The organism is Pseudomonas monsensis, from assembly GCF_014268495.2.
In the GTDB taxonomy this organism is placed as follows: domain Bacteria; phylum Pseudomonadota; class Gammaproteobacteria; order Pseudomonadales; family Pseudomonadaceae; genus Aquipseudomonas; species Aquipseudomonas monsensis.
Map to the genome: position 1 here is coordinate 1,401,822 of NZ_CP077087.1, position 16,307 is coordinate 1,418,128.

General features: G+C 60.4%; 15 protein-coding genes. 8 read left to right on the forward strand and 7 right to left on the reverse strand.

All coding sequences use genetic code 11. From position 1 onward, the window contains the following. The first annotated feature begins 47 nt into the window (after positions 1–47). The 3 genes from HV782_RS05955 (at position 48) to HV782_RS05965 (ending at position 1,880) form a co-directional block, all read left to right on the forward strand. The gene (locus tag HV782_RS05955) at positions 48–518 is read left to right on the forward strand and encodes a nuclear transport factor 2 family protein (protein ID WP_123464873.1); all 471 of its coding nucleotides are present in this window, start codon (positions 48–50) and stop codon (positions 516–518) included. Positions 519–557: 39 nt separating this feature from the next. After that, on the forward strand, positions 558–860 hold the full coding sequence (locus HV782_RS05960) for a GIY-YIG nuclease family protein (RefSeq protein ID WP_123464875.1): 303 nt from the start codon (positions 558–560) through the stop codon (positions 858–860). Between the two features lie 84 nt (positions 861–944). Next, on the forward strand, positions 945–1,880 hold the full coding sequence (locus HV782_RS05965) for a glutathione S-transferase family protein (protein WP_186745480.1): 936 nt from the start codon (positions 945–947) through the stop codon (positions 1,878–1,880). A gap of 53 nt (positions 1,881–1,933) precedes the next feature. Here the strand turns inward: HV782_RS05965 and HV782_RS05970 are convergent, their stop codons facing one another. Continuing rightward, positions 1,934–2,284, reverse strand: a complete 351-nt coding sequence (locus HV782_RS05970) for a glutaredoxin family protein (protein WP_128614614.1) — start codon at positions 2,282–2,284, stop codon at positions 1,934–1,936. Further along, positions 2,284–3,288, reverse strand: a complete 1,005-nt coding sequence (gene yejK, locus HV782_RS05975) for a nucleoid-associated protein YejK (RefSeq protein ID WP_123464881.1) — start codon at positions 3,286–3,288, stop codon at positions 2,284–2,286. Before yejK ends, HV782_RS05970 begins: the two co-directional genes overlap by 1 nt. Positions 3,289–3,684: 396 nt before the next feature. Here yejK and HV782_RS05980 point away from each other — a divergent pair, with 396 nt between their 5' ends. Continuing rightward, positions 3,685–3,966 carry an HU family DNA-binding protein gene (locus HV782_RS05980; protein ID WP_003221909.1) on the forward strand — a complete coding sequence of 94 codons (282 nt, stop codon included), beginning with the start codon at positions 3,685–3,687 and terminating at the stop codon, positions 3,964–3,966. 211 nt (positions 3,967–4,177) lie between these two features. Here the strand turns inward: HV782_RS05980 and rlmF are convergent, their stop codons facing one another. The 5 genes from rlmF to HV782_RS06005 form a co-directional block, all read right to left on the reverse strand. Further along, on the reverse strand, positions 4,178–5,197 hold the full coding sequence (gene rlmF / locus HV782_RS05985; protein WP_123464883.1) for a 23S rRNA (adenine(1618)-N(6))-methyltransferase RlmF: 1,020 nt from the start codon (positions 5,195–5,197) through the stop codon (positions 4,178–4,180). A gap of 268 nt (positions 5,198–5,465) precedes the next feature. Beyond that, positions 5,466–8,312, reverse strand: a complete 2,847-nt coding sequence (locus HV782_RS05990) for a valine--tRNA ligase (RefSeq protein ID WP_186745478.1) — start codon at positions 8,310–8,312, stop codon at positions 5,466–5,468. A 137-nt stretch (positions 8,313–8,449) separates the two neighbouring features. Beyond that, on the reverse strand, positions 8,450–8,854 hold the full coding sequence (locus tag HV782_RS05995) for a DNA polymerase III subunit chi (protein WP_128614613.1): 405 nt from the start codon (positions 8,852–8,854) through the stop codon (positions 8,450–8,452). A gap of 8 nt (positions 8,855–8,862) precedes the next feature. After that, positions 8,863–9,291 carry a DNA polymerase III subunit chi gene (locus HV782_RS06000; RefSeq protein ID WP_123464889.1) on the reverse strand — a complete coding sequence of 143 codons (429 nt, stop codon included), beginning with the start codon at positions 9,289–9,291 and terminating at the stop codon, positions 8,863–8,865. 60 nt (positions 9,292–9,351) lie between these two features. After that, positions 9,352–10,842 (reverse strand): leucyl aminopeptidase, encoded by a 1,491-nt coding sequence (locus tag HV782_RS06005; protein WP_123464891.1) that lies wholly within the window; start codon positions 10,840–10,842, stop codon positions 9,352–9,354. 308 nt (positions 10,843–11,150) lie between these two features. On the opposite strand from HV782_RS06005, the gene lptF reads away from it, so the two are divergent. The 4 genes from lptF (at position 11,151) to lepB (ending at position 16,159) form a co-directional block, all read left to right on the forward strand. After that, positions 11,151–12,272: an LPS export ABC transporter permease LptF gene (gene lptF, locus HV782_RS06010; RefSeq protein WP_186745467.1), complete on the forward strand. Its 1,122-nt coding sequence runs from the start codon at positions 11,151–11,153 to the stop codon at positions 12,270–12,272. Beyond that, complete coding sequence (lptG, locus tag HV782_RS06015) at positions 12,265–13,326, forward strand: LPS export ABC transporter permease LptG (RefSeq protein WP_128613869.1); 1,062 nt, start codon at positions 12,265–12,267, stop codon at positions 13,324–13,326. Before lptF ends, lptG begins: the two co-directional genes overlap by 8 nt. A gap of 172 nt (positions 13,327–13,498) precedes the next feature. Then, positions 13,499–15,295, forward strand: coding sequence for a translation elongation factor 4 (gene lepA, locus HV782_RS06020; protein ID WP_085608162.1), 1,797 nt, complete (start codon positions 13,499–13,501; stop codon positions 15,293–15,295). Between the two features lie 9 nt (positions 15,296–15,304). Beyond that, positions 15,305–16,159, forward strand: a complete 855-nt coding sequence (gene lepB, locus HV782_RS06025) for a signal peptidase I (protein WP_123464897.1) — start codon at positions 15,305–15,307, stop codon at positions 16,157–16,159. The last annotated feature ends 148 nt before the right edge of the window (positions 16,160–16,307 follow it).

A 16,307-nucleotide genomic window follows, 5' to 3' on the forward strand; every position in this document is an offset into this window, starting at 1 on the left:
TTGCAGATTATGGTGCTGGCACTCTGTACCTATTTTGGAGTTTGCCCATGAGCGAAGCCCACGCCGCCCTGATCACCCGTTTCTACCAGGCCTTCCAGCGCCTCGACGCCGAAGCCATGGCCGCCTGTTACACCGATGACGTGGTGTTCAGCGACCCGGCGTTCGGCGAGTTGCGCGGGCGTGAGGCCGGCGACATGTGGCGCATGCTCACCACCCGCGCCAAAGACTTCTCGCTGACCTTCGACAATGTCCGCGCCGATGAGCGCAGCGGTGGTGCGCACTGGGTGGCGACGTATCTGTTCAGTCAGACCGGCAACGTGGTGATCAACGATATCCAGGCACGTTTCGTCTTCCGTGACGGCAAGATCTGCGAGCATCATGATCATTTCGACCTGTGGCGCTGGTCGCGCCAGGCCCTGGGTTTCAAAGGCCTGCTGCTGGGCTGGACGCCTTTGGTACGCAACGCCGTGCGTGCGCAGGCGTTGAAAGGGCTGAAGGCATTTCAGACCAGTCGCTGATAAGATCGCGGCCTGTTTCCTACACGTCTTGATCCCGAAGTGACCAGCCCTGGCGAAAATTCTGTCGATACTGCCGAACCGGTGAGCAAATCCTGGTTCGTCTATCTCGTTCGCGCAGCCAACGGTTCGTTGTATTGCGGGATCAGTGACGACCCGGTGCGCCGTTTTGCCAAACATCAGAGCGGCAAAGGCGCACGGTTTTTCCTCTCCAGCCCGGCGATGGCACTGGTCTACACCGAGCGTTGCCGCGACAAGAGCGACGCCTTGCGCCAGGAACGGCTGATCAAAAAGCTGCGCAAGAGCGCCAAGGAATGCCTGGTCGCGTCTTATCAATCAGACTGATCAGTTCCCATCAGGCAGATCTGTAGGCTGCTAAGCAAATGCACGCTAAGCTGCTGGCTCACTATCTGAGCGGCGGAGCCGAGCATGTCCGAGTTGATTCTCCATCATTACCCGACCTCTCCATTTGCCGAGAAGGCCCGCCTTCTGCTGGGGTTCAAAGGCTTGTCCTGGCGTTCGGTGCACATCTCGCCGGTAATGCCCAAGCCAGATCTGACCGCCCTGACCGGTGGCTATCGCAAGACCCCGGTGCTGCAGATCGGTGCCGACATTTACTGCGACACTTCGCTGATCGCGCGTCGCCTGGAGCAGGAAAAAGCCCTGCCGGCGTTTTTCCCGGAAGGTCAGGAAATGACCAGCGCCAGTTTTGCAGCGTGGGCTGATTCGGTGGTCTTCCAGCATGCCGTCAGCCTGGTGTTCCAGCCGGAGTCGGTGGCGGTGCGTTTCGGCAAGTTGCCGCCGGAAGCGATCAAGGCGTTCATCGCTGATCGGGCCGGGTTGTTCAGTGGCGGCAGCGCCACCCGGTTGTCGGCCGAGCAGGCCAAGCACCAGTGGCCAACGATCATGGCGCGCCTGGAGCAGCAGTTGCAGCGCGAGCAGGGCGACTTCCTGTTCGGCGAGCCGTCGATTGCCGACTTCGCCCTGGCGCATCCCCTTTGGTTCCTCAAGGCGACGCACGTCACCGCACCGTTGGTCGATGACTATCCGGCTGTCGCGGCATGGCTCGGGCGTGTGCTGGGCTTCGGTCATGGTGCGGCAAGCGCGATGACTGCCGAGGAGGCGCTGGAAGTGGCGCGTAGCTCGACGCCGGCGGCGCTGCCGGATGAGCAGTTTGCAGACCCGAACGGGTTCAAGGCCGGGCAGCAAGTGGCGATTGCCGCCACCGATTACGGGGTGGATCCAGTGGTGGGCGAGTTGTTGTTTGCCGGCCGTGAGGAGTTGATCCTGCGCCGTGAAGACCCGCGTGGCGGTGTGGTGCATGTGCACTTCCCGCGCTTCGGCTTCCGCATCGAAGCCAAGTAACAGCGACCGACCCTGTGGCGAGCGAGCAAGCTCCCTCGCCACAGGGGTGTGCGTTACTTCAAAGCCGCCAGAATTTCATCCGGGTCGAATCCGCGAATCAATGTGCCATTCACGTCGATCAACGGAATCCCGCGTCCACCCAATGCCTCGTACGCCTTGCGCGCCTCGGCATCCTTCTCGATATCGAACTCCTTGAATGGAATCCCCTTGCTGTCGAGAAAGCGTTTGGTCTGCTTGCAGTAGCCACACCAGTCGGTGGCGTAGAGCACAACATTGGCCTGCGCCCGCGTCTGCTCCGAAACCATCTGCGACGGGTTGAACACCCGCTCGATCTTGCCCCAGTTCTGATAGACCACGACCACCAGCAGAACCAGAGCAACCTTCTTCAGCACATTGCCGAGCATCAGTTGCGGCGCTTCAGTTGATCGGTGAGCGACGTCGGCAGGCCCTTGATTACCAGGGTGCCAGCCTCTTCGTCGTACTCGATTTTCGAGCCCAGCAGGTGTGCTTCAAAGCTGATCGACAGGCCTTCGGCGCGACCGGTGAAGCGGCGGAACTGGTTGAGAGTGCGTTTGTCTGCCGGAATCTCCGGCGACAGGCCGTAGTCCTTGTTGCGGATGTGGTCGTAGAAGGCTTTCGGGCGTTCTTCGTCGATCAACTCCGAGAGCTCTTCCAGGCCCATCGGCTCGCCGAGTTTGGCCTGGCTGCTGGCGTAGTCCACCAGGGTTTTGGTTTTCTCGCGGGCGGCGTCTTCCGGCAGATCTTCGCTTTCGACGAAGTCACTGAAGGCCTTGAGCAGGGTGCGGGTCTCGCCCGGGCCGTCGACGCCTTCCTGGCAGCCGATGAAGTCGCGGAAGTATTCCGAGACCTTCTTGCCGTTCTTGCCCTTGATGAACGAGATGTACTGCTTGGACTGCTTGTTGTTCTGCCACTCGGAGACGTTGATTCGCGCCGCCAGGTGCAACTGGCCGAGGTCGAGGTGGCGCGACGGGGTCACGTCCAGCTCGTCGGTCACTGCCACGCCTTCACTGTGGTGCAGCAGGGCGATGGCCAGGTAATCGGTCATGCCTTGCTGATAGTGGGCGAACAACACATGGCCACCGACCGACAGGTTCGATTCTTCCATCAGCTTTTGCAGGTGTTCGACCGCGACTTTGCTGAAGGCGGTGAAGTCCTTGCCGCCGTCCATGTATTCCTTCAGCCAGCCGCTGAACGGGAACGCGCCGGATTCCGGATGGAACAAACCCCAGGCTTTGCCCTGTTTGGCGTTATAGCTCTCGTTGAGGTCGGCGAGCATGTTCTCGATGGCTGCGGATTCGGCCAGTTCAGTGTCACGGGCGTGCAGAACTGCGGGCGTGCCGTCGGGTTTTTTGTCGATCAGGTGGACGATGCAATGACGGATCGGCATGGGCTTCTCGGCTGTTGGAAGGGAGGAGGGCAGGCTCCCCCGAAAAAGCGCCCAGTGTACCGCAACCACTGGTTTTGGCGCGGGGTGAAGGGCAAATCCGGGGCGGGCGGCGGCCCTTATGCAGTTTTTTACCGATTTAGCGCAATAAACCTGACCAAATGGGTAGCTAGAGGCGGATATTTCCCCGTCTCTGTGCTAGTTTTGCCCGGTCTTACGCGAAGTCACTGCGTTAAGCGTGCATTCAGCATTTGTCAGGTCGAACCAAACCCTGATTTCGGCATCTATAACCCCGACTCGTCGTGGTTATCGCCGAGGGTGCCAGATCCAGAAGATCGGGCTCGATGGCTGACACTGCACTCTGCAATCCATATGAATTTGATAGGGAAGGAACACTACATGGCTCTTACTAAAGACCAACTGATCGCCGACATCGCTGAAGCTATCGACGCGCCGAAAACCACCGCGCGTAACGCTCTGGACCAACTGGGCCAAATCGTTGCCGATCAGCTGGAAAACGGCGGCGAAATCACCTTGCCAGGTATCGGCAAGCTGAAAGTGACCGAGCGTCCTGCCCGCACTGGCCGTAACCCTTCGACTGGCGCTGCCATCGAAATCCCTGCCAAGAAAGTGATCAAGCTGGTTGTGGCCAAAGGCCTGACCGACGCTGTGAACAAGTAAGACGCAGCGATAAAAAAACCGTGCACCGGAGCGATCCGGGCACGGTTTTTTTGTGCCTGTGATTTGATGGCCGACTCCTGAGCACCATAAGCCATTGTGGGAGCGAGCTTGCTCGCGAATGCGGCGCATCAGTCAATTCAACTTTGACTGACACACTGCCTTCGCGAGCAAGCTCGCTCCCACAATTGATTTGTGTCCGGCGATGCAATGTTTAGCGAACCCAGCGCTCGCGGCGCCAGATCTGCTGTTCGGACTTGGTCTGGAAGGTCCAAGCCACGAAGCGGCTCTGCTTCTGGCCCTGCGACATCTCCACCACCTGGCTTTCCAGCACGCCGGCCTTTTTCAGCGCGGTCTCGATGGCAGGCAGGTTCGAGGCTTTCGACACCAGCGTGCTGAACCACAGCACCTTGTGCTGGAAGTTCGCGCTCTCGGCGATCAATTGCGTCACGAACCGTGCTTCGCCGCCTTCACACCACAGCTCGGCCGATTGACCGCCGAAGTTCAGCACCGGCAGCTTGCGTTTCGGATCAGCCTTGCCCAGTGCGCGCCACTTGCGCTCGCTGCCCTTGGTCGCTTCTTCCATCGAAGCGTGGAACGGCGGATTGCACATGGTCAGGTCAAAGCGCTCACCCGGCTCCAGCAAGCCGATCAGGATGTGCTTGCGGTTTTCCTGTTGGCGCAGCTGGATCACTTTGCTCAGATCGTTGGACTGAACGATGGCTCTGGCGGCTGCCACGGCGGTCGGGTCGATTTCCGAGCCGAGGAAGTGCCAGCGATATTCGCTGTTGCCGATCAGTGGGTACACGCAGTTGGCGCCCATGCCGATGTCCAGCACATTGACGATGGCACCGCGCGGCACCTTGCCGTCGTTCATGCTCGCCAGCAGATCTGCGAGGAAGTGCACATAATCGGCACGACCCGGCACCGGTGGGCAGAGGTAGTCCGCTGGAATGTCCCAATGCTGGATGCCATAGAACGCCTTGAGCAGCGCCCGGTTGAACACGCGCACCGCATCGGGGCTGGCGAAGTCGATGCTTTCCTTGCCGTACGGGTTGGTGATCACGAACTTCGCCAGTTCCGGCGTGGTTTTGATCAGCGCCGGGAAGTCATAGCGACCCTGATGGCGATTGCGCGGGTGCAGGCTGGCCTTTTCACGCGGCTCAACGGTCTTGGCCGGGGTCGCGGAATCAGGCTTCTTGCGCGCAGGTTTGGGTGTGCGGGGGGCGTTCATGGGCGTGGTCGATTCGGGTATGGCTGAAAGTGGCGGGTATTGTCCCACATCCAGCCGCTGCGAACTCAATATCAGCAACACCACCGATCTCTGTGGGAGCGAGCTTGCTCGCGAAAGCGTCCTCTCAGTCAACATCACTTTCGCCTGATACGGCCTCTTCGCGAGCAAGCTCGCTCCCACAGGGATTGGCAGTGGATGAAGGAAAGTAGGCAATAAAAAAGGCGCGTCACCCGATCGGGTGGCGCGCCTTTTTAATGCGATTTACCAGTTAGAGGCTGGCAATCCGCGCGTGTTGCTCGGCCAGTTTGCCCAAAGCCTGTTCAGCCTCGGCCAGTTTGGCGCGTTCTTTCTCGATGACTTCGGCTGGGGCCTTGTCAACGAAACCGGCGTTCGACAGCTTGCCGCCAACGCGCTGGACTTCGCCCTGCAGACGCAGGATTTCCTTGTCCAGACGCGCCAGTTCGGCGCCCTTGTCGATCAGGCCGGCCATTGGCACCAGCACTTCCATCTCGCCAACCAGTGCGGTCGCGGACAGCGGCGCTTCTTCGCCAGCCTTCAGAACGGTGATCGATTCCAGACGCGCCAGCTTCTTCAGCAGCGCTTCGTTCTCGGTCAGACGGCGCTGGTCTTCAGCGCTGACGTTCTTCAGGTAGATCGGCAGCGGCTTGCCCGGGCCGATGTTCATTTCGCCACGGATGTTACGCGTGCCGAGCATCAGGCCTTTCAGCCATTCGATGTCGTCTTCGGCGGCCGGATCGATGCGCTCTTCGTTGGCCACTGGCCACGCTTGCAGCATGATCGTCTTGCCCTGAATGCCGGCCAGCGGCGCGATGCGCTGCCAGATTTCTTCAGTGATGAACGGCATGAACGGGTGCGCCAGGCGCAGCGCAACTTCCAGGACGCGCACCAGTGTGCGACGGGTGCCGCGCTGACGTTCAACCGGCGCGTTCTCGTCCCACAGCACAGGCTTGGACAGTTCCAGGTACCAGTCGCAGTATTGGTTCCAGATGAATTCGTACAGCGCTTGCGCGGCGAGGTCGAAACGGAACTGATCCAGTTGACGGGTCACTTCGGCTTCGGTGCGTTGCAGTTGCGAGATGATCCAGCGATCCGCCAGCGACAGCTCGTAGGCTTCGCCGTTCTGGCCGCAGTCTTCGCCCTTGTCCAGAACATAACGCGCGGCGTTCCAGATCTTGTTGCAGAAGTTGCGATAGCCTTCGACGCGGCCCATGTCGAACTTGATGTCGCGACCGGTGGAAGCCAGCGAGCAGAAAGTGAAGCGCAGGGCGTCGGTGCCGTAGCTGGCGATGCCGTCGGCGAACTCGTCGCGGGTCTGCTTCTCGATCTTCTTCGCCATTTTCGGCTGCATCATGCCCGAGGTGCGTTTCTGCACCAGCGCTTCAAGCTCGATACCGTCGATGATGTCCAGCGGGTCGAGGACGTTACCCTTGGACTTGGACATCTTCTGGCCCTGACCATCACGCACCAGACCGTGTACATAGACGGTCTTGAACGGCACCTGCGGGGTGCCGTCCTCGTTCTTGATCAGGTGCATGGTCAGCATGATCATCCGGGCAACCCAGAAGAAAATGATGTCGAAACCGGTCACCAGCACGTCGGTGGAGTGGAATTTCTTCAGGAACTCGGTCTTTTCCGGCCAGCCGAGGGTGGAGAACGTCCACAGGCCCGCGCTGAACCAGGTGTCGAGCACGTCGTTGTCCTGTTGCAGCACAACGTCCGGGCCGAGGTTGTGCTTGGCACGCACTTCGGCTTCGTCGCGACCGACGTAGACCTTGCCCGACTCGTCGTACCAGGCCGGAATCCGGTGCCCCCACCACAGCTGACGGCTGATGCACCAGTCCTGGATGTCGCGCATCCACGAGAAGTACATGTTTTCGTACTGTTTCGGCACGAACTGGATGCGACCGTCTTCAACGGCAGCAATCGCTGGCTCGGCCAGCGGTTTGGTCGACACATACCACTGGTCGGTCAGCCACGGCTCGATGATGGTGCCGGAGCGATCGCCTTTCGGCACTTTCAGCGCGTGATCGTTGACGCTGACCAGCAGGCCGGCGGCGTCGAACGCAGCCACGATCTGCTTGCGCGCTTCGAAACGCTCGAGACCGGCGAATTCAGCCGGGATCTTGCCGTCGATGCTGTCGTTCAGCGTGCCGTCGAGGTTGAACACCTGGGCCGCTGGCAGCACGTTGGCGTTCTTGTCGAAGATGTTCAGCAACGGCAGGTTGTGGCGCTTGCCGACTTCGTAGTCGTTGAAATCGTGAGCCGGGGTGATTTTCACGCAGCCGGTGCCAAATTCAGGGTCGCAGTAATCGTCGGCGATGATCGGGATGCGGCGGCCAAGCAGTGGCAGCTCGACAAACTTGCCGATCAGGGCTTTGTAGCGCTCATCGTTCGGGTTAACCGCGACGGCGGAGTCGCCGAGCATGGTTTCCGGGCGGGTGGTCGCGACGATCAGGAAATCGTTGCCTTCAGCGGTTTTCGCGCCGTCGGCCAGTGGGTACTTGAGGTTCCACAGGAAACCTTTCTCGTCGTGGTTTTCCACTTCGAGGTCGGAAATCGCCGTGTGCAGCTTGGTGTCCCAGTTGACCAGACGCTTGCCGCGGTAGATCAGGCCGTCCTCGTGCAGGCGCACGAAGGCCTCTTTGACCGCTTCCGAGAGACCGTCGTCCATGGTGAAGCGCTCGCGGCTCCAGTCCACGGACGAACCGAGGCGGCGGATCTGACGGCTGATGTTGCCACCGGACTGATCCTTCCACTCCCAGACTTTCTCGAGGAATTTTTCGCGGCCCAGGTCATGACGGTTCTGGCCGGTGGCTTCCAGTTGACGCTCCACCAGCATCTGCGTGGCGATACCGGCGTGGTCGGTGCCCGGCTGCCACAGGGTGTTGCGACCCTGCATGCGGCGGAAACGGATCAGGGCGTCCATGATCGCGTTGTTGAAACCGTGACCCATGTGCAGGCTGCCGGTGACGTTCGGCGGCGGGATCATGATGGTGTAGGAATCGCCCGCGCCTTGCGGTGCGAAATAGTTCTCGGACTCCCAGGTGTTGTACCAGGAAGTTTCAATGGCGTGCGGCTGGTAGGTCTTATCCATGCGCGGCGGGACCCTATTGGCATTTATTCAGGAAAAGCCGGGAAGTATAGCCGCGAGGACAGCTGCAAGCTACAAGCCACCGCAAGCTGCAAGAGGAGGGTGGCAGGTACGTTTGGGCTTTAGCTTTGGCTTGCAGCTTAAAGCTTGCCGCTCGTAGCTGCGGCGAGCAGCCGTTCCATCCGCGCGTCGAGGCGGCGTTTGATTTCGGTTTCGATGTGCGGCGCGAAGTCGTCAATCACGTCTTGCATGATCAATTGCGCGGCGGCGCGCAGTTCGCTGTCCAGGTGGAGCAGGGCGTCCGGGCCCTTGGCAGCGGGCGCGGCAGGTTGTGCAGCGGGTGCAACGGGGGCGGGAGGTGGTTCGACGGCTGGCGGTTCGCTGACGACCGGGTCGAACAACATCGGAATCTGTTCCTGTTCGCCTTCATCGACCGTATCGGTCAGCAGCGGCGGTTGCAGGTTGTCATCGCCGAGCAACTGGCGGATCGATTCGAGATCGTCCAGCAGGTGCGCAGACTTTTGCAGCGGTTTTGGAGTGTCCATCGGCGTACTCAGAGTCGCTGTAAACGGTGGTCTTGCAGAGGATAGCCCTGTTCGCGGTAGAAACGGAAACTCTCCCGTGCCGCCGCGCGAATCGTCGGATCTTCCACCACCACCTCCGCCACGCGGGCGAATTTGCTGGCGAAGGCCGGGACTTTCAGGTCGAGATTGACCAGCAGGTCCTGATGTTGACCGCAGTCGTCACCCAGGCCCAATACGATCAAGCCGTCCGGTTCGCTGTCGGCGGGACCGTGCGGCACGAAGCTTTCGCCCTTGAACGCCCACAGGCGCGCATCGAGATCATCACGCTGGGCAACATCGCTGCAATGCAGATAGATGCGGTGGCCCATGCGCCAGGCTTTCTCGGTGAGCTTGCAGGCAAAATCCAGGCGCGCGGACGGATCGGCGCTGGGCAGGATATAAAAGTCGACTTTGGTCATTACGGTTCCTGATGTGCGGGCGGCGCCACCGTTCAGTGACGCCGCCGCACGTCATCGGTTTCAGGCTTTGGCGCGGTCCAGCAGGTACTGGGTCAGCAGTGGAACCGGACGGCCGGTGGCGCCCTTGTCCTTGCCGCCGCTGGTCCAGGCGGTGCCGGCGATGTCCAGGTGCGCCCAGTTCAGGTTCTTGGTGAAGCGCGACAGGAAGCACGCGGCGGTGATGGTGCCGGCCTTCGGCCCGCCAATGTTGGCGATGTCGGCGAACGGGCTGTCCAGTTGCTCCTGATACTCGTCGAACAGCGGCAGTTGCCAGGCGCGGTCGTCAGCGGTTTTACCGGCGCTGAGCAGTTGCTCGATCAGTTCGTCGTTGTTGCCCAGCAGGCCGGAAGTGTGTGCACCCAGTGCCACGACGCAGGCGCCGGTCAGGGTCGCAATGTCGATCACCGCTTGCGGCTTGAAGCGCTCGGAATAGGTCAGCGCGTCGCACAGCACCAGACGGCCTTCGGCGTCGGTGTTGAGGATTTCCACGGTCTGGCCGCTCATGGTGGTGACGATGTCGCCCGGACGCGAAGCGTTGCCGCTCGGCATGTTTTCGGCGCAGGCGAGGATGCACACCAGGTTGATCGGCAGTTTCAGCTCAAGCACGGCACGCAGGGTGCCGAACACGCTGGCGGCGCCGCCCATGTCGTATTTCATCTCGTCCATGCCGGCGCCCGGCTTCAGGCTGATGCCGCCGGTGTCGAAAGTGATGCCTTTACCGACCAGTGCGTATGGCTTCTCGGACTTCTTGCCACCGTTGTACTGCATGACGATCAGGCGCGGCGGCTGGGCGCTGCCCTGGCCGACGGCGTAGAACGAGCCCATGCCCAGGGATTTGATCTTCTTCTCGTCGAGGACTTCGACTTTCAGATCCTTGAATTCCTTGCCGAGGTTCTTGGCTTGTTCGCCGAGGAACGTCGGGTGGCAGATGTTCGGTGGCAGGTTACCCAGATCACGGGTGAAGGCCATGCCGTTGGCGATCGCGGTGGCGTGGTTCACGGCGCGTTGCACTTCGGCTTGAGCAGCCTTGATGGTCAGCAGGGTGATTTTCTTCAGGGCGCGCGGTTCGGCTTTCTGGCTCTTGAACTGGTCGAAGGTGTATTTGCCGTCCACCAGGGTTTCCGCCAGCAGACGGGTCTTGCCGTAGCTGTCGCGGTTTTTCACGATGACTTCATCCAGCGCCAGCACGGCATCGCTGCCGCCCAGGCCTTTGAGGGTGTTGAGGATGCCGGCTACGATTTTGCGGAACGGACGGTCGCCGAGTTCTTCATCCTTGCCCACGCCGACCAGCAGCACGCGCTCGGCTTTCAGGTTCGGCAGGCTGTGCAGCAGCAGGCTCTGGCCGACCTTGCCGGCCAGATCGCCACGCTTGAGTACGGCGCTGATCGCGCCACCGCTCAACTCGTCGACCTGTCTGGCGGCGGTGCCGAGTTTGCGGCCTTCGCCGACGGCAACCACCAGGGTGGCGGTTTTCAACGTTTCTGGGCTAACGCTTTTTACAACCAGTTCCATGTCCGGATCCCTGAATGAATGGTCAACACGCAGGCGTTCGACGGTGTCCGCAGCCGCCTGCTTATAGATAGAAGAGGCGCAGGCCAAAGCCTGCGACAAGGGCCGCAGTTTGAACCTCGCTCCCCGCGCCTGACAACCCTCGGTTGTACGATCTTCAACGTATTACGCGTGCGGATGAGTGTGCGCAGTGACAGGCGCCCTCAATCACAGGATAATGCCGCATCTTTTTTCGACGGCTCTGCGTTGCGGGCCGGTCGAAGTGTTTGCTTGTTTGGCCGCCTTAGCCTGACAACCCTGGAGTGTCTGGTTTGATCGTCTTCCGTTATCTGTCCCGCGAAGTCCTGTTGACCCTCAGCGCCGTGAGTGCCGTGCTGCTGGTCATCATCATGAGCGGTCGCTTCATCAAATACCTGTCCCAGGCCGCTGCCGGCCAGCTCGATCCGGGCTCGCTGTTCCTGATCATGGGTTATCGCCTGCCGGGCTTTCTGCAGCTGATCCTGCCGCTGGGCCTGTTCCTCGGGATCCTGCTGGCTTACGGTCGGTTGTACCTGGAAAGCGAAATGACCGTGCTCTCGGCCACCGGCATGAGCCAGCAGAAGCTGTTTCGCATGACCCTGTTCCCGGCCACGCTGGTCGCGCTGGTGGTGGCCTGGCTGAGCCTGGGCCTGGCCCCGCAAGGCGCCAACCAGTTCCAGTTGCTGCTGAACAAGCAGGACGCCCTGACCGAATTCGATACCCTCGAACCGGGCCGCTTCCAGGCCCTGCGCGATGGTACCCGGGTGACCTACACCGAAACCCTGAGCGACGATCGCGTCAACCTCGGCAGTGTGTTCATCTCGCAGAAAAACCTCGGTGCCGATCAGAAGGATCGCGGCATTTCCGTGCTGGTGGCCGAGAAGGGTCGTCAGGAAGCACGTCCGGATGGCACCCGTTACCTGATTCTCGACAATGGCTACCGCTATGACGGCAGCCCGGGTCAGGCTGATTATCGGGCGATCCACTACGAAACCTACGGCGTACAGTTGCCCAAGCCGGAAGTCAGCGAAGAGGTGACAGACCGCGATGCGATGGCGACGTCGACTCTGCTGGGCAGCGATGACATTCGCTCGAGGGCCGAGCTGCAATGGCGCCTGTCCCTGCCACTGCTGGTCTTTATCGTGACCCTGATGGCGGTGCCGCTGTCGCGCGTCAACCCGCGTCAAGGGCGTTTCCTCAAGCTGCTGCCGGCGATTCTTCTTTATATGGCTTACCTGACCATCCTGATTGCCGCTCGCGGCGCCCTTGAAAAGGGCAAGTTCCCGCCGGCCCTGGGCTTGTGGTGGGTGCACGCGATCTTCCTGGTCATTGGCCTCGGCCTGTTGTACTGGGAACCTCTGCGCCTGAAGCTGGCCAGCCGTCGTTCCGCTGCGCTGGAGGTGGCTCGTGGTTAAACTCGACCGCTACATCGGCAGCAGTGTGTTCGTGGCGATCATCGCCGTGCTGGCTATCATTCTGGGCCTGGCGACGCTGTTCGCCTTCATCGACGAGATGGGCGATGTCAGCGAAACCTACACGCTGGTCGATGTCCTGAGCTTTGTATTGCTGACCGCGCCACGCCGTCTCTACGAAATGCTGCCGATGGCGGCGTTGATCGGCTGTCTGATCGGCCTCGGCAGTCTGGCCAGCAGCAGCGAACTGACGGTCATGCGTGCGGCCGGTGTGTCCATCGGGCGCATCGTCTGGGCGGTGATGAAACCGATGTTCGTCCTGATGCTGGCGGGCGTGCTGATCGGCGAATACGTTGCGCCGGCCACCGAGAGCATGGCCCAGGCCAACCGCTCGCTGGCCCAGGGCAGTGGCGACGCGCAGAGCGCCAAGCACGGTATGTGGCACCGTCAGGGTGACGAGTTCATCCACATCAACGCCGTGCAACCCAACGGCCTGTTGTATGGCGTGACCCGTTATCAATTCGACAAGGAGCGTCATCTGCTGAGTTCGAGTTTTGCCAAAAAGGCCGAGTTCGACGGCACTTACTGGGAACTCTCCGATGTCGCGACCACTGTGTTTCATGAGCGCAGCACTGAAGTCCTGAATGCGCCGACCGAACGCTGGAATGTTGCCCTGAGCCCGCAATTGCTCAGCACCGTAGTGATGGCGCCTGAATCGCTGTCGATCAGCGGTCTGTGGGGGTACATCCACTATCTGGCCGAGCAGGGCCTGAGCAACGGTCGTTACTGGCTGGCATTTTGGGTCAAGGTGTTGCAGCCGCTGGTCACCGCTGCCCTGGTGCTGATGGCGATTTCCTTCATCTTTGGCCCGTTGCGTTCCGTGACCCTGGGCCAGCGGGTCTTCACCGGCGTGCTGGTCGGGTTTACCTTCCGCATCGTTCAGGATCTGCTGGGGCCTTCAAGCCTGGTATTCGGTTTCTCGCCGCTGTTCGCGGTGCTGGTGCCGGCCGGCGTGTGTGGGCTGGCGGGTGTCTGGCTGCTGCGACGGGCCGGTTGATGGCCCTGTTGTTGTCAGTGCCTTGACTTTGAAAACGCCTCGGTCGACAGATAGGGGCGTTTTCGTATGCAATCCGGGTGACAGGCGAACGTGACGCTTGCGTCGTGTATCAGGTACAATTCCCGGCTATTTTTCGGCGGGCCAAGCCTGCAGCCTTTTTGAGTGTTGATCCGTGAGTGATTTGAGTCATATCCGCAATTTCTCCATCATCGCCCACATTGACCATGGCAAGTCGACGCTGGCTGACCGTTTCATCCAGATGTGCGGTGGCCTGGCCGAGCGTGAAATGGAAGCCCAGGTACTGGATTCCATGGATCTGGAGCGCGAACGCGGGATCACCATCAAGGCCCACAGCGTTACCCTCTATTACAAAGCCAAAGACGGCGTTACCTACCAGCTGAACTTCATTGACACCCCGGGCCACGTCGACTTCACCTACGAAGTCAGCCGTTCCCTGGCGGCGTGTGAAGGTGCCTTGCTGGTGGTCGACGCGGGTCAGGGCGTTGAAGCCCAGTCCGTGGCCAACTGCTACACCGCCATCGAGCAGGGCCTCGAGGTCATGCCGGTGCTGAACAAGATCGACCTGCCACAGGCCGAGCCTGATCGCGTCAAAGACGAGATCGAAAAGATCATCGGCATTGACGCCACCGACGCCGTCACCTGCAGCGCCAAGACGGGCCTGGGTGTCGACGAAGTGCTCGAGCGTCTGGTCGCCACCATTCCTGCGCCGACCGGCAATATCGAAGATCCGCTGCAAGCGCTGATCATCGACTCCTGGTTTGACAACTACCTGGGCGTTGTCTCCCTGGTGCGTGTGCGGCATGGCCGCGTGAAGAAGGGCGACAAAATCCTCGTCAAGTCCACCGGTAAGGTGCACCTGGTCGACAGCGTCGGTGTGTTCAACCCGAAACACACCGCCACCGCTGACCTGAAGGCCGGCGAAGTGGGCTTCATCATCGCCAGCATCAAGGACATTCACGGTGCACCGGTCGGTGACACCCTGACCCTGAGTTCGACCCCGGATGTCCCGGTACTGCCCGGCTTCAAGCGCATCCAGCCACAGGTTTACGCCGGTCTGTTCCCGGTCAGCTCCGACGACTTCGAGGACTTCCGCGAAGCCCTGCAGAAGCTGACCCTCAACGACTCGTCGCTGCAATACACCCCGGAAAGCTCCGACGCCCTGGGCTTCGGTTTCCGTTGCGGCTTCCTCGGCATGCTGCACATGGAGATCATCCAGGAGCGCCTCGAGCGCGAATACGACCTGGATCTGATCACCACGGCACCGACGGTAATTTTCGAGCTGGTGCTGAAAACCGGTGAAACGATTTACGTCGACAACCCGTCGAAGCTGCCAGACGTCTCGGCGATCGAGGACATGCGCGAGCCGATCGTGCGCGCCAACATCCTCGTGCCGCAGGAGCACCTGGGCAACGTCATCACCCTGTGCATCGAGAAGCGCGGCGTTCAAGTCGACATGCTGTTCCTCGGCAATCAGGTACAGGTCACTTACGACCTGCCGATGAACGAAGTGGTCCTGGACTTCTTCGACCGTCTCAAATCCACCAGCCGCGGCTATGCTTCGCTGGATTACCATTTCGATCGTTACCAATCGGCTAATCTGGTGAAACTGGACGTGCTGATCAACGGTGACAAGGTCGATGCCCTGGCGTTGATCGTGCACCGTGACAACTCGCACTTCAAAGGTCGCCAGTTGACCGAGAAGATGAAAGAACTGATTCCTCGTCAGATGTTCGACGTAGCGATCCAGGCCGCCATCGGTGGTCAGATCGTCGCCCGGACAACCGTCAAGGCGCTCAGAAAGAACGTATTGGCCAAATGCTACGGCGGTGACGTAAGCCGTAAGAAGAAACTGCTTGAGAAGCAAAAGGCCGGTAAGAAACGCATGAAGCAGGTCGGCAACGTGGAAATTCCACAAGAAGCCTTCCTTGCCGTGCTCAGGTTGGAATAGTCAGGTCCTATGTCACTAAATTTCCCGCTGTTGCTGGTCATCGCCGTGTTCGTCTGCGGCCTGTTGGCGTTGCTCGATCTGCTGTTCCTGGCGCCGCGTCGGCGTGCTGCCATTGCCTCTTATCAAGGCAGTGTCAGCCAGCCCGAACCCGTGGTGGTCGAAAAGCTGAACAAAGAGCCGCTGCTGGTTGAATACGGCAAGTCGTTCTTCCCGGTGTTGTTCATCGTGCTGGTGCTGCGTTCGTTCCTGGTGGAACCGTTCCAGATCCCTTCCGGTTCGATGAAACCTACCCTGGACGTTGGCGACTTCATTCTGGTGAACAAGTTTTCTTACGGGATCCGCCTGCCGGTGATCGACAAGAAAATCATCGAAGTCGGTGATCCACAGCGTGGCGATGTCATGGTGTTCCGCTATCCAAGCGACCCGAACGTCAACTACATCAAGCGTGTAGTCGGCCTGCCGGGCGACACGGTGCGTTACACCGCTGACAAGCGTCTGCTCGTCAACGGCGAGTCGATTGCCGAGCAATTGGTCGGCTCCGAGCCGGGCACGCTGGGCAGCGCAGAGCTCTACAAGGAAAAACTCGGTGCCGCCGAGCACTTGATCCGCAAGGAAATGAGCCGCTACCGCGCGACCCCGGACCGTTCGTGGACAGTGCCGGCCGGGCACTACTTCATGATGGGCGACAACCGCGACAACTCGAACGACAGTCGTTACTGGGATGATCCGAACATTCCCAAGGATCTGCTGGGCATGGTTCCCGACCAGAATATCGTCGGCAAAGCCTTCGCTGTCTGGATGAGCTGGCCGGAACCGAAACTCAGCCACCTGCCGAATTTCTCGCGGGTTGGCCTGATCAAGTAATCAATCACGGCGCTGTTGACCACAGCGCCGAATGCATTTCTGGAGTCGACACAAATCGGCGCCAGGGCATGAAGCCACGATATTCAGGACGTCATTTTTGAACACAGCGTTAATTGTCCCAGGCCTGCGCCGTACCCCGGCGATGGCG